The sequence below is a fragment of the Paenibacillus residui genome, assembly GCF_042677205.1.
Classification (GTDB): Bacteria; Bacillota; Bacilli; order Paenibacillales; family NBRC-103111; genus Paenibacillus_L; species Paenibacillus_L residui.
Genome location: NZ_JBHTIU010000065.1, coordinates 1 through 21370 on the forward strand (window position 1 = coordinate 1; position 21370 = coordinate 21370).

Genomic DNA, 21370 nt, shown 5'->3' on the forward strand with positions numbered 1-21370 from the left:
CATCGTACCAGAGGCGCTCCTTTTCATTCAAAGGCTATTTCTTAGCACCAACAGGAATTTTTAGTTTCCTCCTGCAGCCCACATCTGAAGCGGTACTATCCACCAGGCATGAAAATCATGGTTTCCTCTAACCAAAATCAGGTCTACTTTTCCCCGGTTGTCCAACTTTACTTGGCCACAATCATGCTTTATGCTGCGGCTTCAGCTTTTCTTCCAGCAGGCCCATATAAAGCCCGGCGGAGATTTCTGCTACTGTCCATCCCGATTCGATCGCCCATGGGCCCCAGCCGACATCCGCCGGAGAGCCGAACACTTCCATCAGCTCTACGTCGAACGCCCGCGCCCACGCTCCATCGATCATCGGATCATCGCTTTCGATTTGTGCTTTCAGCATGAATCTTGCCGTCTCCATCCAACGTTCCTTGAACCAGGTGTCATCGGTAATGAAATAGGCCTGCATCCAAGCGATGGGCAGCCAGTTGTTCGTATACAGAAGGTCGGCGACAGGGTCCCCGTTGCGTCCGAGCAAGGAGCTTTCTCCCGACCCCGCTTGATGCCGCATGGACGCCTGATACCCTTCGTCCCATTCCAGATATGCCCCACTGGGATGGGCAAACTTCTGCAGATCGCGGGCTACCCGATACAGCCACTGGAGGTGCTGCTCTTCCTCTGTCACGGCATACAGCCAAGCGAGCGGAAGAATAAGCCTGCATAGCTCCTGGGTCTGGCTCTGCTCCCGTTTGGTCTCCGGGTACACTTTCATAATCGTCGTTAGTCCCTTGACCGCGGCCGTTCTATATTCCTCGCGTCCGGTAAGCCGGTAATAGATGCACAGAGCGGCGAAGTAATAAGCGTTATAGTGAGCGCTCGGCAGATTGCCTGGGGTAGTGGCCAGCTTCTCCAGCTGCTCGGGCGTCAATTGGTTATTGTCGGTGCGGAATCGGCGGGTTCCATCCGTTCCTGTGGTGCGGATAAGGAAATCGAGAATGTCGGCACACTCGTCCAGCCGTTCAGATGTCCCTTCGTAGAAGCAGCGGAGTAAGAGGGGAAGCAGTGCTCGCGCCACATCGTCCTGATAACAGACTCCCCAAGCTTCATCGGTCCAACGCATCATGCCGTATAGGGGACCGGGCTCCCGATTGACGTAATGGTCCAGAACGTAGCCGGTCAATTGGTTGGAAATTCGCTGGCTTCGGGTATTGCCGCTTATCAGCGAATGCAGCCAGAACGGCAAAGCCAGCTCGCCTATGCAATCGACTCGGCGGATGCGGCTGAGCCGCTGCCGGCCGGTATAGTCGATTTCCGTCCCGAGCCCTTCCAGGGCGCCGCCGCGTCCTTCATCGATCAGCATGCCGGAGCGTCTGACCCATTGCAGTGCCCGGTCGGCCGCCATAAGAATATCGGAAGCATCAAGTGCATCCGAAGAAGGACGGGCTTCGGCTCCAACTCGGTAGCTGCGAGGAAAATCGTCGATGTGGTTGGCGATATCCTGGCCATACAACCAGTTCAGGATAAAGCCGATCAGCTTCCGCACTCTTCGCCATGGAGCATGACGAGCTTTGGCAAAGTTCGCGAGGCGGAACGCACAAACGAGCAGCCGGTCGTCGGCCTCAAACCAAAGTGCCCGTTCTCGCATAACTTCAGGCTCCTTCATATCGGCTGTTTCCATTCGCCCATGGGCTTGTGCGATAAAGAAGGAAAGGAGCGGTCTGGTTGACGAGCACGTAAACTCATGCGGACGAAGCCGTTCCCCGAACTGATCGTCGATCAGCGCCCCGTCAGGCTCATTCTCCAGCCAGCCTGATGTCACGACAGCAAGCCTTTCGTAACGGGTAGGGACTGGAGGCTCGAAATATACATTTCCAATACTGCCGACGAATTCGGCAAAAACCCTTTTGCCTGCACAGCATTCCCGCTCAATCAGCGTTCTTGCGGGGGGAGGGAGGAGCATCGGCTTAGGGGCCGCCCCTCCCAGAAGGGCGATTGAATCCACCGCCGTCCAATCGACCGCCGCGGCATCGTCCGGTTTTACAATCAATAGGTCCGGGTCCAAGCTTTTCATCAGTGACAGCAAATCGCTTTCGGTATCAGTAATAACGGCTACACGCCGTCTGGAATGTGTCTTATCCAATTGAAAATAACCCCCTGCCATACTAAATTCAAAGAGCTTGTACTGCTGCCTGGAGCCCCAAAGTCGGCCTCCTAAACTCTCACAGAATAAAGTAGCATTCCGAGAATAAGGAACCTAGAGGAATAATGTTAGAAAATCAGGATTATTGTGATCACATCAAAGCTGCCTGGGGAAGCCGCCTGAGAGAAGGGGATAGCAATCAAAGAGGGCAGAGGGTTGTCTGAGAGGAGTTGTCTGAGTAGAGGGGATAGCAACCAAAGGATCTTGCGTGAAGCTGGTTTAAGAGAAAGGGATAGCAGCCCAGGGAGGGGCGGGGGAGCTGTTTGAGAGAAGGAGGGAGAGTCGAAGAGGGAGGAAGTCGTTCAGAGCAAGGGACAGTGGCCGAAGCTTGGAAGTGAGGGAATGAGTAGCGGTGTGGGCTTAGAAGAAATCGTCTGAGTGAAAGGGATGATAGCCAAAGAGGCTGGGAAGAAGCAGTCTTTGGAGAGGAATGAGTAGCGGCGTGGGGCTAAGAAGAAATCGTCTGAGTGAAAGGGATAATAGCCAAAGAGGGTGGGAAGAAGCAGTGGAGGGGTTACTAGTCGAAGAGGGAGGAGGCCTCCTGAGAGAAAGGGATAACACAAAAGGAGGAAGACGAACTATGCTAAGTACAAGGTGAGTGTTCCGGCGACTGTATTAACCATCCATTAGGCAGCAAAATGTCACGATTATCCGTATTTTTGCACATTCTTCCCCTATCGACAGTCTGCACTTCCAGTTAGAATAGGGGCGATAACGAAGCCGAATTCGGGGGCTGCCTTTCCTCGTTTGTAACCGCTTCAACGGTTAATTTTGATGAGCGACCTTGTCTGTGAAGCGCGTTACATTCTTCGGCGGGCAGCTTCCGGCTAACCGCATTATGCGGGAAGGGATCGTTACTAAAACGGTCTAAGGAGAGATGCTGATGAAGAGCAAGTTTCTCGCTAAGGGAAGATCGATTTGCCTCATGATGATGGCGCTGCTGGTCCTAAGCACGGGAATTCCAGCAATGTCGCCAAGGGCGGAGGCCGCTTACTTTCCGCCGAATAACCCGGCCGGTGCTTACCTGAAAGATCTCGTGCTGATCTATAGCGGATATTATAACCCGGCCAACTATGGAGGAGAGGACATATCTGCATGGCCTCGCGAACAGTTCAAGCCCTATACCGCTTTTGTAGACAAGCAGGGCAACCGGCAGGATACATTCTTTCAGGAATTTCTGTTCCTGGGATTGAACAGCCCTTATGGGCATTCCTTTCATCGGGAGACGGATGTGTCCAAGGCCGGTGTCAAACAGGATTGGGAATGGTTTCTGGATCGGATCTTTACAAGCGAGATGCTGCAGTTGAATGCCTTGAATGAGGAAACGAAGCTGACGGCCCAAGAGCTGAATCGTCCGGATTTGAAAAGTAAAGTGGTTATTATGGTTCCATTTGCGAACGAAATCGTCACAAACTTTGGAGATGTGGACGGAGATGGCATAAGCGAAAATTTAACGACTTTAGCCGGGCGGGACAAGGTGACTCGGTGGTACATCGATCAAGTCATCCAACGGTTCAACCAGAAAAATTACTCCCATCTGGAACTAAGCGGATTTTACTGGCTCAAGGAAGACATGGATACAACGAAGACCGATGAAGTTCAATTGGTTAAGAATACAGCCAACTATATTCATGGCAAAGGAGATTATATATTTTGCTGGATTCCGTGGTCCCGTGCTTATGCGGCCACCCAATGGGCTTCTTTTAACTTTGATTTTGCCATTCTGCAGCCGAACCATTTTATGAACCGCGACAATACCACGACGCCGGAAACGATTAAAAACTCGGCAAACAAGTCTAATCAGGCGGGCATGGGAGTGGAGATCGAATTTGACGGTCAAATTATGAGATCGGATAAATTCCGCGAACGGTTCTACGATTATTTAAACGGCGGAGTGGAATACGGGTACATGAATAACTCCATTCTGGCCTATTATCAGGATGCCAGAGGCCTCTACGAACTGACACGCAACCCGGCCGTCGGCTACCCGATTTACGAGGATATTTATCGCTTTGTCAAAGGAATCTATCAGGGAGACACTCAAGTGTCTACCACCTTAAACACGTTCGACAGCCGCCGGTTCGCCGGCAGTTCAAGCGCCATGACCTCTAATGCGGCGGATACGGTCATGCAGGGCAAAGCTTCCATGAAAGTAGATTTCGGTCTTTATGCTACCAGTCTGGTAACCGGCTACTATGGGCAGGATTTTGCTTTGAAAGACTGGAGTCCGTTCGATTCTTTCCGCGTGGACGTGTTCAATCCCGCTTCCGAGACGGGGGCTGTCACGATCATTATCGGAGATGAGAATGGCAAGCAGCACTATCGTTATGCCTCCCTATATAAGAACTCATGGAATACGGTGCGGATTCCTATATCGGACTTGATCAACGGCACGGGCGGAGCTTCCCAAGAACCAGGAACCGTTCCGATTGATGTGAGCCGGATCGCTTATATCAAGCTGGTCCAGCGAAATAATAGCCATTACCGGGCGCTGCCGAATACGTATTATTTCGACAGTATGAGGCTGGTGCAGGAGGACGGTATCCGTCTGAACGATCTGGAATGGCTCACCTTCGGGGGCAATACTTCCGTAAGCTTGAGCAAAACCAAGGATACAATTAACGAGCAGAATACGGCCATACGAATCGATTATGGAGCCTATAACGTCTCTCAGGCCTGGATGGAAGCGCCGACGCATTTTAAAATACAGGATTGGAGCGGCCAACAGTCGTTCAAAGTCGATATTTACAATCCGAACGGCGCCGTTATGAATTTGGGGCTGAAATTTACCGACAGCTCGAATCAAACCTATTATAAGCGGGTAGTGCTGCAGCCGGGACAATGGAATACAGTCCAAGTGCCGATCGCGGATCTGGCATCCGGGGCTAACGCCACCGCAGATGAGGGAGCTTCCACGGCATTGAATGTGCAATCTATGAAAAGAGTGGACTTTTATCAACGGAACAACAGTCACTATCTGGCCATGCCTAATTATCTGTATATCGACAATGTGAGATTGGGAGTTCGGGAATAGAATCATTATCAAATGTGAGAACGGTCCTTCCTTATGAAGGGCCGTTTTGCTTAAAGTAAAAATATAAGAAAATATAAGTTCTCATCACCTTATACCTGTTCTTATATTTCAGCAGTAAACGTGCCTGTCCAGAGGACGACGATAGCCATTTAAGCCATTTACCCTCGAAGTCAACTTTCGGGATGGATTTCCTGCAGTTAGTTTGCTCCCGTTTGAGGTAAAAACGAAAACTACATTGAAAATCCGTCTATTTTACCGTCTGCAGGCATCGTTGCAAGCGGAGCGGCACATCTAACTGTATTTTGTACAGGTAGATTCAAGCGAATGGGCGAAAATGATCAAACTAACTGGATAAACTACAGTTAAAATGGGCAACTTTGGGCGAAACGGCTGTTTTGGCGCAAACTAACTGTAGGTTTTCCAGTTAGTTTCCATATTTCTTCCGAATATAGAAATCTAACTGTATGAAATCCATTTAGTTTTCAAATTTCACACTATTGAAGCAATTCAACTCTATTCTACCTTGAAAATCCATCCATTTTCATCATCTGATGGTGGGCGTCTACCTTGAAAATCCGTCTGTTTTCATTTTCTGTTGGTGTCGTGCAAGCGGAATGGCGCGTGACCCCGCCAAGGCTGACGGGATACGCTTCGAAGGCCATGCATCATCACTTTGCACTTTCTTTCCGCATCGCAACGCGCGAGACTCCCAGTGCGCGGTGTTTGTCGTCCTCATGACGGCGGTCAACCACATGTTTAGTCCGCCTGACTAGCGACTGCATCGCTAGAGGGCAAGCTGGGCAGGCTGGGCACAGGCTGGCGGACATCTGGTCACAATAGTACCGGAAATCGTACGTTATTCCTCTACGTTTTTAATTCTCCGCCTTTTACAATGAATCCATTATCGGACATGGAAAACGGAGGAGAAATCTATGAATTTACAAGAAATGAATCTTAGAGAGAAGGTTGCGCAGCTGTTCACTTTTCCCGCTTTCGCTTCTGCCCTGGATGAAGACACGCGGAAGCTGGTCACCCGGTTGAAGGCGGGGGGGATATTTCTAGGCACGTCGGCTTTAATCCGTCCCCGACAGGTCGGGGAGCTCTGCCGCGATTTACAGCAAGCATCGCTTGAGGAAGGCAGCGGCATTCCGCTGTTCATAGCGGCGGACCTCGTCGCCGGTGCCGGCTGTAAGCTTCGGGAAGGAGCCGTCCATTTCCCGAAGAACCGCGCGATTGGAGCCGGCGGGGACGAAGCGCTTGCCTATGAATCCGGGCGAATTACGGCAGAGGAGTCCTTGGCGATGGGAGTTAATTTCAACTACAGCCCGGTCGTTGATATTAACAATAACCCGCTCAACCCGGTCATCGGCACTCATTCGTTTGGAGAGGATGCGGATACGGTATCCAGACTGGGCCGAGCCGTCATTCGGGGATATCAGGAGCATGGGATGATCGCCACGGCGAAGCATTTTCCGGGTCATGGGGACACTCACGTCGATTCCCACGAAGCCTTGCCCGTGCTTCCCTTCGGCCGGGAGCGGCTCGAAAGCTTCGAACTGGCTCCTTTCCGGGAAGCAATCCGGGGCGGGGTGGATGCCGTAATGGTCGGACATATTGCCGTTCCCGCCTGGGACGACTCTTCCCTGCCGGCTTCCCTATCTTATACTTTGACGACCGGTTTGCTTAGAGAGAGGTTGAATTTTCAAGGATTAATCGTAACGGACGGGCTGTCCATGAAAGGAATTACTAATCAATTTACACTGGAGGAGGCCTGTGTTCGTGCTGTTCAGGCCGGAGCGGACATATTACTCGCGACTGTGGACAGTTATGAGCAAGCGGAATCGGTGCTGGAGGCTGTTGTAACCGCAGTGGAGCAGGGGGAAATTACGGAGGCCCGTATCGAGGAATCCGTCCGGAGAATCCTTCAGATGAAGCAGAAGTACCGGTTAACGGCAGAGCAATACCAGTTCCCGGATATATCGACGGACCGGCTGAACTCCCCGGCCTCGCAGCGGATCAGCAGGGCGCTTGCGGACCAAGCGCTGACTCCTCTTCGCGGCTTGCAGCGGGGAGTGCTGGCGGGAGAACCGCAGGAGCAGCCATGGATTCTGATCCGCGACGAGCATACCGCCGGGTTTGCCGAGCGGCTCCGCTCCGGTTTGCCGAACCTGCGTGAAGAATCCGCTCCAAGCTACGAGGGAACGCTCGCTCTGTTATCGGAGCTCCCTGAGGATGCCCGGGTTCTGCTGGCCGTTTCCCATAACAAGCCCATGGGAGAAGCATTCACGGAAGCGGCCGACCGGCTGCTGGGCAGCATGCGGGAAGGGCTGTGGATTCATTTCGGCTCCGAATACGATGTGCGGGAACGCTCCGCGCCGTGCCTGCTCGCTTATGACCGGGCCCCGTCCTTGCAGGCCTCTGCCGCCGCATACCTCCTTGGAGAGGAAAAGGTCACAATCGTCCCATAAATTCAACGATTTTCATCTGCCCTCGGAGGCCGATCTTATCTACAATGATGGCAAACGAAGGGCGCAATTTCGCCGCACCGAACAGCAAGGGGGAGTATGGATGCAAAGAAGAGGATGGCTGCGAACCATTCGTGCGGACTGGCTGCTCTATCTGTTTCTTCTGCCGGGACTGCTTTATTTTATCGTCTTCAAATATTTGCCGATGTACGGCATCATTATAGCTTTTCAGGATTACAGCCCCTTCAAAGGAATTTCGGGAAGCAGCTTTGTCGGGTTCAAGCATTTTATCCGTTTTTTCGAAGATGCCGAGTTCATCACCGTTTTTCGCAATACTCTTATCATCAGCATGTACAAGCTGCTATTCGGGTTTCCGGTTCCCATTATGCTGGCGCTCATGCTCAATGAAGTGCGGAAGACATGGTTCAAGGCGACGGCGCAGACGCTGTTTTACATTCCGCATTTTTTCTCCTGGGTTATTTTCGGAGGGATTGTTATTCAGGTGCTCTCCTCGAAGGGAATGATCAACTCGCTCATTTCCTGGTTCGGAGGCGATCCGGTCCTGTTTATGACACAGAAGCAATTCTTCCGGGCCATTCTAGTTGTCTCCGACATTGTCAAAGAGTCGGGCTGGTCCTCCATCATTTATTTGGCGGCCATAGCGGGAGTAAATCCTTCCCTGTATGAGGCGGCGAGAATGGACGGAGCCAGGAAATGGCACGAGATTTGGCATATCACCTTGCCCAGCATACGGACGACGATCGTTATTTTGTTTATCCTGCAGCTTGGAAATATTCTGGAGCTGGGCGTGCAGCAAGTATTCATGCTGTACAACCCGCTCGTTTATGAGGTCGGAGACATCATCGACACCTATGTGTACCGCGTCGGGTTGACGGAACAAAAATACAGCTTTGCCACAGCCGTCGGCCTGTTTCAGTCCACGGTCGGGCTGATCTTGATCTACATTGCGAACGGGCTGGCGAAGCGCTTGGGCGGAGGGGGACTGTGGTAATGGGCAAAGTTAATGTTTCTTCCAAGCTGGGGAGCCTGCTCAACTATTCGCTGCTTGCTTTGTTCGGGGCGGTAACCCTCTTCCCCTTTCTGCATGTGCTGGCGCAGTCGCTGAGCAGCCAAACGGCGGTCGTCTCTAACCGGGTGACGATTTTTCCGGTTGATTTTCAAATCGAGGCTTACAAGCTGCTGCTGCAGGACAGTGCTTTCTATAAAGCGTTCGGAATATCGATCATCCGCGTAGTGGCGGGGGTGACGATCAATATGGTCGTAACGAGCCTGATGGCTTACCCGCTGTCCCGCAAAGACTTGAAGGGCCGGGGTCTCGTCATGAATCTGGTTATCTTCACCATGCTGTTCAACGGGGGATTGATCCCGTCTTTCCTGCTGCTGAAGGAGCTGCACCTGCTGGATACGCTGTGGGCGCTGCTGCTGCCTTCCACCGTCAGTGCCTTTAACCTTATTCTGTTGAAAAACTTCTTTCAATCCGTGCCGCTCAGCCTCGAGGAATCGGCCAAGATGGACGGTGCGGGGCATGGCACGATTTTGTGGAAAATCTACATTCCGCTGTCGCTGCCGGCGGTGGCGACCTTGACCTTGTTCTATTCGGTCATGCATTGGAACAGCTACTTTGATGCGGTCATGTATATCAGCAACGTTAATCTGAATCCGCTTCAGGTGTATTTGCGAAATATGATCGTGCTTAACGACAGCAACATCGAAATGACGAACAACACCGGCTTGTTCCTGGTCTCTCCGGAGACATTGAAGGCAGCTACCATTATGGCCAGCGTCATTCCGATGATTCTTATGTATCCTTTCATTCAAAAATATTTTGCCAAAGGGGTGATGCTCGGTTCGCTTAAGGAATAACGCGCCGTTTGTCCTGATGTGTTCTATACTTATATTTAGGGAGGGTCCATGTTCATGAAGAAAAAAGCTATGATCCCGCTGGCCGCCGTTCTGTCTCTGTCTATGCTGGCTGCTTGCGGCTCCGGTACGTCGAACAACGCCGGCCCAAGCTCCACCGATAAGGGGCAGGAGGTTCAAGGAGAAAACAAAACGAAGCCCGATGTGATTAAAGTATTTATGTCCGGCGGTGCCAACTTCCCGGCCGGCGAGGATATTAACAACAACCCTTGGACGCAATTGATCGAGAAGGAAAATAATGTCGATCTGCAAATCGAATACGGCCCTTCGGCGGCCGATGAATTTATGAATAAGCTCACGCTGAAATTCGCCTCCAATGATATTCCCGATCTGTTCGTCATCCCCGCCAGCTATCAGAACTGGCTGATGGAAAATGCGGAAATGGGCGCTTTGATGGAATTGGACGGGAAGTTGGATTCCTACAGCAACTTGATGAATGCGGTTTATCCAAGCGCATGGGAAGCGGCTAAGAACAATGGCAAGATTTACGCCATTCCCGTTCTGAACGATGGCAATAAAGCGACCGACAACGTCTATATCCGCAAAGACTGGCTGGATAAGCTGGGGCTGGAAGTGCCGAAGACGCTGGAGGAATTCGAGAATGTCGCGAGAGCCTTCCGCGATCAGGACCCGAACGGCACGAATAAGAACGACACGTACGGAATGATTGCTTACGAAAATATGCTCGGCTGGTCGCACCTGTTCGGCGCGTTCGGGGTCATTCCCGGATATTGGGTGGAGAAGGACGGCAAGCTGGTCCAGGCCGATATCCAGCCGGAAATGAAGGAAGCGCTGGCCTACATCCGCAAGCTGCATGAGGATAAGCTGCTGGATAACGAATGGCCGATTACGAAAATTGCCGCCTACAACGAGAAGGTGGCGAACAATCAGGTCGGCATCTATGAAGGAAGCTGGGCGGCTCCGAGAAGCGAGATTAATACGAGCAAGCAGAACGATCCGGAAGCGGAATGGATTCCCATCGCACCTCCGGTCGGACCGAACGGCAAGCAAGGTGTAGCGGGCGGAGCCGAATATAAATCGTTTGCCGTAATCAGCAGTCAGGCTAAGAATTTGGATGCTATCCTGCGTATGCTTAACTGGATGGCGGTTCCGGAGACGATCGACAAATTTGTCTTCGGCTTTGACGATCTGGGAGAAGGTTTCATGTATACTATGGAGGACGGGAAATACGCGCTCAATTTCGAGAATCATAACAAGTACGGCTACCGTCAGCAGCTGATGTTCATGCAGCCCAAAGAGCTGAACGCCAAGAAGATGGAATCTCTCGGCGCCCAATTCAATCTGGTCGGCACGATCGAGCATTCCTCCAAGTATGGCATTTCGAATCAGTATCTGGGTGCTCCGACTCCGACCATGGTGGAGAAGCAGAGCAGTCTGAACAAGCTGCGGGAGGAAACCTTTATTAAAATCATTGTCGGCGAGCTGCCGATTGACGCTTTCGATTCCTTCGTAGAGGAATATAAGCAGAAGGGCGAGGACGATATCGCCCGGGAAGTGCAGGAATGGTACGACACCGCGAAATAATAACGAAGACAACTTAAGGTACGGTGAGACTATATGAAGAAGATGGGACAAAGACGAAAGAAGCTGGGGATTAAACAAAAATTAATCTTGCTGGTCGTCGGCCATCTTCTTCTTTTTTTCGTTCTCGTGTATGCTTTGTTTTTCTGGTTTCAGTCGACTCTCGAGAATAAAGTGAGCGTGCTGGCCCAACAGACGATGGAGACGCTGATGGGAAATATGGAGGTGTACATCGGCAACAATATACGGCTGTCCAATGCTATCGCCGGTGACAGCGGCTTCAACAAGCTGCTAAGGGAGAACCCGGATTTTTCGTCTTCTTCCTCCGTTTGGTCGATGATTCAACTGCTGGACAAGCTGAAAAATTACTCCGTCTTAAATCCTTATCTCTATTCCGTCGGTGTGTACAATCCGGAATCCGGGAAGGTACTGTCGACCGCCGATGGCATTTATAATACCGAACCTGAACAGATGGGGTGGATCCAACAAATGCTTGGACAGAACGAGCCGCTGGCAATTGGCGCCGATCTGCCGGGTGTACTGCCATCGTTCAAACAGGGGACGCAATCCATGATCACCGTGGTGCAGAAGCTGCCGGGCAAAAATCACGAAAACTTGCTGATGATCAATTTTAACAAGCAGGTGCTGGATTTGTTCGTCGGCCGGATCGAATTATGGAACGGGACGGGGATTGTGATCCATAGCGCCGGAGGGGATCTTTTTTACACCGCGGGTGCCCCTCTGGGCGAATCGGCCGGAGCTCTGGCCGTGAAGGAATCGTTCCGGCAGCCCTACGAGACGATCCGAATAGACGGGAACTCTTATCTGGCGGTGCACAAGCGATCGGAGACGACCGATTGGACTATCCATATGATTATCCCTTATGCCGAAATCATGAAGGATGTACTTACGATGAAGCGGATAGCGGTTGCGGTCCTGCTTGTCATCGCTATTTTTCTGCTGCTGCTGTTCCATGTGCTCTATCTGCAAATTTTCAATCCGATCAAGAGGCTTATTAAAGGCATGCTTACCATTGAGAAAGGTCTTGCGTTCCGTCCGATACCCATTAAACGGATGGATGAGCTTGGCTTTTTGCAGCAGCGTTTCAACGATATGGTGCAGAATGAACAGAAGATGCGGCGGGAAATTCTGGAGGAGCAGCTTCATAAGAGAGAGATAGAACTGAAATTTTTGCAATCGCAGGTGAACCCTCACTTTTTGTATAATACACTCGATTCCATTTATTGGGTGGCGGAGGAAAGCGGAGTGGATGAGATAGGCGAAGTGGTGCTGGATTTGTCTAATTTTTTCCGTTTAAGCCTGTCACGCGGCAAAGATTTCATTACGGTGGAGGAAACGATAGAGCACTTGAAAGGCTATATACGTATCCAACAGTTCAGGCATACCGACAAATTTGAAGTTCATTGGGACATCGATCCCGCGGTATCGTCATTGCGGATCATGAAGCTGATGCTGCAGCCAATCGTGGAGAATTCCATCGTTCACGGGCTGGAGAAGGCGGCGGATACGTGCCGGCTGACAATCCAGATCAAGTGTGAAGGGGAGTACTTGACATGCAGGGTGACCGATACGGGGATTGGCATGGACGAAGAAGGCTTGTGGAAATTATGGAATGAAATCAAACGGGAGCACGGGTCTTCCGACGCGACTTACGGGCTGCGGAACCTGTATCAGCGGCTGAAGATTGTGTATGGAGACGACATGGATTTCCAAATGACGAGCAAGCTGCAGGAAGGAACCAGCGTCGCCATTCGGATTCGGCTGGATCGCCTGGAAGGAGCAGATACGCATGAGCATAAAGGTAATCATCGTTGAAGATGAGCCGCGGGTCCGCAAAGGCTTGGCCGAAGCGATCGATTGGCCGCTGTTCGGCATGGAGCTTATCGGGACGGCAGCCAACGGGCTGGAAGGCTTGGAGCTGTTTCGCCTTCATCGGCCAGAGCTGGTCGTAGCGGATATTCGCATGCCGGTTATGGACGGGCTGGCCATGACCGAAGCGATTCTCGAAATCCAGCCGCATACGAAGGTCATTATTATCAGCGGACATGACGAGTTCACGTACGCCCAGAAATGCATATCGCTCGGGGTCACCAATTATTTATTGAAGCCTATCGGCAAGAAACGTTTTCATACGGAACTGGACAAAGTCCGGGAGGAGCTGCAAGCAGATCTTCAGCGGCAGGCCAAATCATTGGAATGGGAGCAGAAGCTGAAGAGCAGTCTGCCGGTGCTTCGCAACGCTTTCCTGGAAGAATGGCTGAACGGAGCCGCCCCTACAGGGGAAGATACCTTAAGGGAGAGCTTCTCCTTCTTGAACATTCCTTACGAGTGGGATATGGAGGCCGCCGTAGCCATATTCGAAATGGACGGGAAGGAAGGCTTGTCCAGCGGCGACGGCAGATTGCTGGAGTTCGCGATGAACAACGTCATAGGAGAATTGCTAGGTGACAGCGGAATTGCTTATCAGCGGGGGAACGGGCAGACGGTGGTCATTTATCAATCATTCTCCTCCGATTTGGCGGAGGATTTGTCGCTGTGGGCGGAGCAGGCCCGGGTCAAGATCAATTCCCTTCTCAAGATCAGCCTGACCGCGGCAGTTAGTGCAGAATCAGTGCACGCCGCAGAGCTTCCCCGCATTTTCAAAGAAACGATCGGTCTGCTCAGGCTGAAGCTATCCCTCGGGACGAATACGATTCTTCATAAAAGTCTGGTTCAGCCCGAGCAGAATCCGTTCGCCCTCCTTAATCCTTCCGATGAGATATTGCTGGTGCAGCATGTCGAAATGAACGACGAGGCAGAAATCGCGAGAATGATGGAGGAGTTGTTCGGACAATGGAAGGAGAGCGGCAGCCTTGCTTATGCGGACGAATGGTCTTTTCAATTGGCGGGCATCTTCACCGGGCTGGCCCATCGGCTGGGCAAGAGTGTCCGTTCTTTCGTTAATGATGAGCAGATGGAGAAGTGGAGGCATCCCGAGCAATTCCGCACCTTGGAGGAAATGATGAGCTGGTGGCGGCAGCTATATATCGAATTAAGCAAAAGCTACGAAGGGTTCCGCACGGATCGCAAGACGAAGATCATCCAGCAGGTGATGGATTATGTGGACGAGTATATCTATGAAAATATTACGAGGGAGGATGCCGCCCAGCATGTCTATATCAATTCCTCTTATCTAAGCCGCATGTTCAAAAAAGTGACGGGAGAGTCTTTCTCCGATTTCGTTATCCGCAAAAAAATGGAGAAAGCGATTCATCTCCTCCAGGTGGAGAGAGTGATGGTCTATGAAGTCGCGGACAGGCTGGGCTACAAGGATCCAAGCTATTTCGCGCGGGTGTTCAAAAAATATACGGGCAAAAGCCCATCCGATTTTCAGGAATAGAAAGGAAGATAAAGATTGCAGCATATCCATAGCGATATTGTGATTGTAGGCGGAAGCACGGGGGGCTGTGCAGCAGCGCTGGCGGCCGCCCGGATGGGCAAGCGCGTCGTTCTGACCGAGGAGGCGGCATGGATCGGCGGCCAGTTAACTTCGCAGGCGGTGCCTCCCGATGAGCATCATTGGATTGAGCATCATGGCTGTACTAGGAGCTACCGGGCTTACCGGGAGCATGTCCGCAGCTACTACAGGCAGTTCTTCCCTCTGCGGGAGAGCGAGAAGCTTAAGCCGCTGTTAAATCCCGGAAATGCGATGGTGAGCCGCATCAGCCACGAGCCGAGGGCGGCTTATGCCGTGCTTAAGGCGATGCTGGCCCCGTATGAGCACAGCGGCCGGTTAACCGTCATCACGGGGGTGGTTCCGGTCGCAGCCGAGACGGACGGCGACAACGTCCGGGCCGTCACCGTGCGCCGGTTGGCGGATGGGGAGAGACTGGTGCTGACCGCTCCTTATTTTCTCGATGCGACCGATTGCGGCGATTTGCTGCCGTTAACCGGTACGGAATATACGACCGGAGCGGAATCCGTGAAGGAGACAGGGGAGCCTCACGCCATGCAGGGAGCGGCCGATCCGATGGATATGCAGGCCATCACGCATTGTTTCGCCATCGATTATATCGAAGGGGAAGACCATACGATTGCCAGGCCGAAGGATTACGATTTCTGGAGGCAGTACCAGGCGGACTTCTGGCCGGAGAAGCAGCTGAGCTGGTATTCCCCTAAGCCGCGTACACTGGAGAAGGTGGAATATGCGCTGTTTCCAAGGGACGGCTTGTTCTCCCTCTGGAACTACCGGAGAGTCATAGACAAAAATTTGTTCGAGCCGGGCACTTTCCAGAGCGATATCACGATCGTCAATTGGCCGCAAAACGACTATTGGCTCGGTCCGGTCATCGATGTGAGCCCGGAGGAAAGGCAGAAGCATCTGGAACAGGCCAAGCAGTTAAGCTTGTCTCTTCTATACTGGATGCAGACCGAAGCGCCGCGTCCGGATGACAAGCAAGGCTATCCCGGCCTACGGCTCAGGGGCGATGTCATGGGGACCGAGGACGGCCTGGCGCAGATGGCATACATCCGGGAATCGAGAAGAATCAAGGCGGAATTCACGGTCGTGGAGCAGCATCTCAGTCCGGAGATTCGGGGGGAGCAGGGCGCGGTTCGGTATGAGGACAGTGTAGGGATCGGATATTATCATATCGATCTGCACCCCAGCACCGGAGGCCGCAACTATATCGATGTGGCCAGCCTGCCGTTCCACATTCCGTTAGGCAGCCTTCTGCCCATCCGGATGAATAACCTGCTTCCGGCTTGCAAGAATATCGGTACGACCCATATTACGAATGGCTGCTATCGACTTCATCCCGTTGAGTGGAACATTGGCGAAGCCTCGGGGGCTTTGGCCGCCTATTGCCTGGACCGAGGGATTTCTCCACGCAGCGTGCGGAACGATAAGGCCGAACTAGCCGATTTCCAGAAGCTGCTGACGAAACATGGTGTGGAGCTGGCTTGGCCTTAAGTATCATCGAGCATCACACGCATTTATTTTCTAGTTCTCGGCGGGGGATCTCCCCCCTCCCACACAATAAATTTCATTTTCTTGATTGATGCTTCTCGGCAAAATCCTTAAAACTATTATATTTCTTGTCCCAGTATCCATATTGACTATAACTTAACAAAATTCCGCCTACAAAACCGATTAGTATCAATATTAATTTCCATTTATACTCATAACCCCAGAGAAGTAATATGGCGAAAAAAACACCTATAGCCGCTCCCCAAATTCCCATGAAAAATACAAATATCGTTTTATATAATGTGCGCTCTTTGACCTTTTTCCAGAGTATCAAAAATAATTCAGTTCGTTTGTTATAGATAGTAGTCCCTCCTATCCTAACATTTCATTTGGAGGTTTATTCTATAGCTTATATTAAATCCCTGCTAAAAAAATTCATGAAAAACAATAAGTTAAAGACGCGCTCCGGATATACGCCTCTTTCACCGGACGTCGTGCCTGCCCATTTCCTTGGTGGTCTTCACAGGAATTGTCCGTACCTTACGATTTGGTGATCGTCGTAAGAGCATTACAGTTTTATTTCGGTCTTAAAGTCTGGTATTTTTTCCAACGTGACCCCTCCCCTATTTAAATCGTTATGGGAGTTATTGCGATTCCTCCAGGTCTCTCCCCGACCGGAATTGCAGGCACAATAACCGTTTGGTGGCTGTGCTGATCACGGAAACCGTATCATTACCGGAATTTGCAGCTTACCGCAAAGTCTCTAGCTTGATCTGCTTGCGGTAATCGCCCGGCGTCAGGCCGGTTATCTTTTTGAACATGCGGATAAAAGAAGTGACGTTGCGGTAGCCGATCCTTATACCTACTTCCTGTACACTAAGGCTGGTAGATTCGAGCAATTCCTTCGCTTTGCGGATACGGATATTGTTTAAGTGCTCGCTGAAATTAATCCCTGTTTTCTCCTTCATCAATATAGACAAATAATTGCTTGAAATATTGAGGCTGTCCGCCACCGAATCCAACGAAATATCCTCCGCATAGCGCAACTCCAAAATGTCTGTCGCGCGATTGACCAAATCGTTCCGCTCGTTCTTAACCGAGCTGAATAACGATGCGACGCGGGACGCCTGCGGTTCGAGCAGCCGTTTCAATTGGTCCAAGGTGAAGCACTCTTCCGTTTGCCGCAATGCCTTCTGAAGCTCGGATAGGTTCGGGTCCGGGATAATCGATCCGGCAAGATGGATCATTGTCTCCAGCATCGATTTGGCAAACTGCTTGATACGCGTGGCGCTCTCTTCCTTGTGCTGCAAATAATCGAGCATCCGGTTCAGGATTTCCCTGCACTCCACGTCATTCCCTTCACGCAGGTTAAGCTCGAACTCCTTTTCTTTCTCCGGTATAAAAGGGTGATGCTTGGCCGGCGGGCGGAGATCGGAGATAATTTGCGTTTCCCCAAGCAATTTGGCCTGAGCGGCCTTGTCCAAAGCTTCATTGTATGCGGTACTGAACTCTGCAGCGGAAGTGTAGACGGAGCTTAGAGCCACGGAAATAAGGTAATACCCGGCATCCCCGTCCCAAACCTTTTTCAATGGGAGCAGAGTTTCCTTGACATTCTCTGTCGGTTCATCTTCGAATAGAATCGATAAAATCTGATCGCTTTCAATCTGAAACGTATGTGAACCCGGGAAGCTTTCGGACACTGTTAAATTAATATATTCCCGAAGATAGTAAGAGACTTCGTCAGTCGAAATGCCCATTTGCTGTAAGGAAGCATTGCAATACTGCAGGTGATAAAGAACGATTCGGAATTTCCGGTTCGCCCGGATGAATTCCTGCAGGTCGTACAAATCCGAGCGGATCATCTTCAGCTTGTTAATATACCCGTAATTGGTCAGCAGCGACCTTTGGTTCAGCAGCTCGGCTTGAATGTCGTTCTTCTCCTTGATCAAAGAATGAATTTTATCATGGATCAAATTGAACTCGCCAATCGCGCTGCCCAGGCTCCCCTGCTGCGATTGCTGGACGGAGGCGATGATTTGCTTGACCGGGCGATGCAGCCTGCGGCTGAAGAAATGGGAGCAGACAATCCCCACTCCAATCGACAGGCCTAGAGCAAGCAGCAACGTGAGGTTAAATTTCTCCATTTGTGAAGTAATGATGGAGGCAGGTATCATGGTGACGTAAGTGAATCCGGTTTCATTTCCTTTCTGCAAGAAATAATAATGCTGCCCCCACTCAAGCTCCCCTTCCTTTCCTTCTATTGCGCTGAGGGCGGGTTCCGGAAAATCTCCGGCTGTTTGGAAAATGATCTGCCGGTCACTATTCATAATCATAAATTCGGCATCAGGCACGTTGTGAAACGTTTGCAGCATCCGATCCGCATCCAGCAAAGCGATAATTTGATACTTTGGCGTTTCTTTGATGGAGATAGGCAGAAGGCTTTTGGTAAACCCCGGGACAACGGAAAATTCGCTTTTTGGAAAGGTCCGGTAAGTATACCCTTCACCGAATTGCTTCTGCCAAAAACTGAAAGGATAGCTTGAACTTCTGTAATCGTTTGCAAAAGTAAACTCTGCGTCCGATCGCCCTCCCTTATCCAGAACGAGGGAGGATTGATTGAAATAAATAAGAATATTGTCCAAAAACAAATCGCTGTTTGAAACATGGTTTTCAATCTGGTTAACGATCTGCCCCTCTTTCATATAATCGATCCGGTCCATTCTTTGCAAGGCCAGCTTCACGTTGGCGGACGTTACTTTAGGGTCGTAGTAGAGACTGTATAGAATGCTTTTGACGGACTTGAATAGATCCTCGTACTCCTTCACCGCGTTCTGCAGCAGCAGACGATTGTACTTGATCATTTCCCCCTTGGTATCGTTTTTTAAAATGGAGAAAGAAATCCAATGAAGGGAGGAAAGCAGAAAAATCACGGCAAGAAATCCGGTGAACATTTGGATAAATAAAGAGTTTCTGGTCTTAATGCGAGATGACAATTGGACAACACCCTCAGAAGTTTTTTTGTTAGACACTGTACAAGCTTGAACTTATAGACGTTCTTTCCGTGCTCGGAAAATCATCGCCGTATAAGGCGACGGAGCGTTTCCTTTTGATTGTATCATGCGAAATCTTAGGCCACAGCCATCTTTTTATATAAATGGATTGCCTTTTTTCTCTAAAGTTTTCACTTTTTTGACTGGTTGATAATGTTGTCAACGAATGAGAAAACGGTAAATAGGCTTCACCGCCCGCTCGATATATAATCGCCGTGAGAAACGCGAGAAGGGGGTGAAGAAAATTAAATTATCGTTACCGGGTGACATCATCCGAGGGGGAAAAAAGAAAGCAGCCCTCCCGCAAGGGAGAGAGCCCGTAAGCAAAAAATTGCAAAGTCCGCTCCAAAGAAGGCTGCGCCGTAATATGGATTTGTATTTGTTGATTCTTCCTGTACTCGTTTACTTTGTCCTTTTTGAGTATTATCCGATGTATGGAGTGCAGATTGCGTTCAAGGATTTTATCGCGACCAAGGGGATTTTAGGCAGCCCGTGGGTAGGCTGGAAGCATTTTGTGCGCTTTTACGAAAGCTTTTATTTCTGGAGATTGATCAAGAATACGCTCGGGATCGGTTTGTATGAGCTCGTTGTCGGCTTTCCCATTCCCATTCTGTTGGCGTTAATGATTAATGAGGTCCGTTCCCGGCTGTTCAAGCGGGTCGTTCAGACCGTCACTTACGCTCCCCACTTTTTGTCCACCGTCGTCATTGTCGGTATGCTGTTCTTGTTCCTGTCTCCACAAACCGGAGCTGTTAATCAACTGCTGCAGTGGTTCGGCTTCGAGCCCGTATCGTTCATGACTTCGCCGGGTTGGTTCAAGACGGTGTATGTCTTGTCCGGAGTTTGGCAGCAAATGGGCTGGAGCTCGATCATTTATTTGGCGGCGTTGTCCGGGGTGGATCCTCAGCTTCACGAAGCGGCCAAAGTGGATGGCGCCGGCCGGCTGCGGAGGGTTTGGCATATTAATCTTCCCGCTATTGCACCGACGATAGTGATTCTGCTTATTCTTAACGTCGGAAGGGTGCTCAGCGTTGGCTTCGAGAAAGTTTTCCTGATGCAGAACTCACTGAATATGGACGCTTCCGATGTGATTGCGACGCATGTCTACCGAACGGGAATTATTGGGGCTCAATACAGCTACTCAGCGGCGGTAGGGTTGTTCAATGCGGTGGTCAACTTCTTGATGCTGGTGGTGGTCAATTACATCGCGCGCAAAGTTAACGATACCAGTTTGTGGTGAGGGGGCATCATGTAGATGGTGTACAAGAGCCGGGGAGAACGTGTCTTTGAAGGAATTGTCTATGCAGCCCTGGGATTGGTGCTGCTTATCGTTATCTACCCGTTAATCTATGTTTTAAGCGCTTCACTCAGCGAGCCGGCGGCCATTCTGCGAGGGGAGATCTGGCTGCTTCCCAAAGGCTTCACGTTCGATGCTTATCGAAAAGTATTTGAAAACCGGGACATTATGACGGGGTATCTTAATACGATTCTGTATACGGTTACGGGGACGTCTATTAATCTATTGTTTACGACCATGGCGGCCTATCCTCTTTCCCGCAGAGATTTCTACGGGCGCAACCTCATTACGGCGCTCATTGTTTTTACGATGTTTTTCAGTGGCGGGATGATCCCTCTCTATTTGTTGATCCGGGATCTGCACATGTTGAACACGATCTGGGCACTGGTCATTCCCGGGGCGGTGTCGGTATGGAATATTATCATTATGCGGACATTCTTTCAGACCAGCATTCCATTCGAAATTCAGGAATCGGCCTTTATTGACGGCTGCTCGAATATTCAAACGCTCCTCCGTATCGTACTGCCCTTGTCCATGCCGATTATTGCGGTCATGACGCTGTTTTATGCGGTAGGGCATTGGAATGCTTTTTTCAACGCACTGATTTATTTGACCGATCGCGACAAATATCCGTTACAGTTGTTCTTGAGGGAAATTTTGATTCAAGAGCAAATGGATGAGATGGCCTCGTCTAACGATGATACTCTAATGAATTACATGCTGCAGATTGAAGCATTGAAATATGCGGTCGTGGTGGTGGCTAATCTGCCCATGCTGATACTGTATCCCTTCTTGCAAAAATATTTTGTCAAAGGAGTTATGATCGGGGCGCTTAAAGGATGATATTCTAGACAAAGAAAACAAGAAAACAGGAGGAATCC

12 protein-coding genes are annotated in these 21370 nt (G+C 50.6%); 10 read left to right on the forward strand and 2 right to left on the reverse strand.

The genetic code is table 11. The annotated features are described in order from the left end of the window. Positions 1–181 precede the first annotated feature (181 nt). Positions 182–2131 (reverse strand): hypothetical protein, encoded by a 1950-nt coding sequence (locus tag ACFQ03_RS17330; protein WP_379289696.1) that lies wholly within the window; start codon positions 2129–2131, stop codon positions 182–184. Positions 2132–3074: 943 nt separating this feature from the next. Between ACFQ03_RS17330 and ACFQ03_RS17335 the strand changes: the two genes are divergently transcribed. The 8 genes from ACFQ03_RS17335 (at position 3075) to ACFQ03_RS17370 (ending at position 16145) form a co-directional block, all read left to right on the forward strand. Next, positions 3075–5225 carry a DUF4855 domain-containing protein gene (locus tag ACFQ03_RS17335; protein ID WP_379289698.1) on the forward strand — a complete coding sequence of 717 codons (2151 nt, stop codon included), beginning with the start codon at positions 3075–3077 and terminating at the stop codon, positions 5223–5225. Positions 5226–6157: 932 nt separating this feature from the next. Further along, the gene (locus ACFQ03_RS17340; RefSeq protein ID WP_379289700.1) at positions 6158–7693 is read left to right on the forward strand and encodes a glycoside hydrolase family 3 protein; all 1536 of its coding nucleotides are present in this window, start codon (positions 6158–6160) and stop codon (positions 7691–7693) included. A 100-nt stretch (positions 7694–7793) separates the two neighbouring features. Beyond that, positions 7794–8702 carry an ABC transporter permease gene (locus ACFQ03_RS17345; RefSeq protein WP_144939781.1) on the forward strand — a complete coding sequence of 303 codons (909 nt, stop codon included), beginning with the start codon at positions 7794–7796 and terminating at the stop codon, positions 8700–8702. Then, the gene (locus ACFQ03_RS17350; RefSeq protein ID WP_379289702.1) at positions 8702–9574 is read left to right on the forward strand and encodes a carbohydrate ABC transporter permease; all 873 of its coding nucleotides are present in this window, start codon (positions 8702–8704) and stop codon (positions 9572–9574) included. The genes ACFQ03_RS17345 and ACFQ03_RS17350 overlap by 1 nt, the downstream gene beginning before the upstream one ends. Before the next feature lie 54 nt (positions 9575–9628). Then, positions 9629–11176 carry an extracellular solute-binding protein gene (locus tag ACFQ03_RS17355; protein WP_379289704.1) on the forward strand — a complete coding sequence of 516 codons (1548 nt, stop codon included), beginning with the start codon at positions 9629–9631 and terminating at the stop codon, positions 11174–11176. Between the two features lie 33 nt (positions 11177–11209). Then, entirely contained in the window at positions 11210–13009 is a 1800-nt protein-coding gene (locus ACFQ03_RS17360; protein WP_379289706.1) for a cache domain-containing sensor histidine kinase, read from the forward strand. Continuing rightward, positions 12984–14573: a response regulator transcription factor gene (locus tag ACFQ03_RS17365; RefSeq protein WP_379289708.1), complete on the forward strand. Its 1590-nt coding sequence runs from the start codon at positions 12984–12986 to the stop codon at positions 14571–14573. Before ACFQ03_RS17360 ends, ACFQ03_RS17365 begins: the two co-directional genes overlap by 26 nt. 15 nt (positions 14574–14588) lie before the next feature. Beyond that, complete coding sequence (locus tag ACFQ03_RS17370; protein WP_379289710.1) at positions 14589–16145, forward strand: FAD-dependent oxidoreductase; 1557 nt, start codon at positions 14589–14591, stop codon at positions 16143–16145. A gap of 746 nt (positions 16146–16891) precedes the next feature. Here the strand turns inward: ACFQ03_RS17370 and ACFQ03_RS17375 are convergent. Next, on the reverse strand, positions 16892–19135 hold the full coding sequence (locus ACFQ03_RS17375; protein WP_379289712.1) for a helix-turn-helix domain-containing protein: 2244 nt from the start codon (positions 19133–19135) through the stop codon (positions 16892–16894). A 424-nt stretch (positions 19136–19559) separates the two neighbouring features. Between ACFQ03_RS17375 and ACFQ03_RS17380 the strand changes: the two genes are divergently transcribed. Both ACFQ03_RS17380 and ACFQ03_RS17385 read left to right on the forward strand, forming a co-directional pair. After that, complete coding sequence (locus ACFQ03_RS17380) at positions 19560–20432, forward strand: ABC transporter permease (RefSeq protein WP_379289714.1); 873 nt, start codon at positions 19560–19562, stop codon at positions 20430–20432. A 15-nt stretch (positions 20433–20447) separates the two neighbouring features. Beyond that, positions 20448–21332: a carbohydrate ABC transporter permease gene (locus ACFQ03_RS17385; RefSeq protein WP_144939794.1), complete on the forward strand. Its 885-nt coding sequence runs from the start codon at positions 20448–20450 to the stop codon at positions 21330–21332. Positions 21333–21370 lie beyond the last annotated feature (38 nt).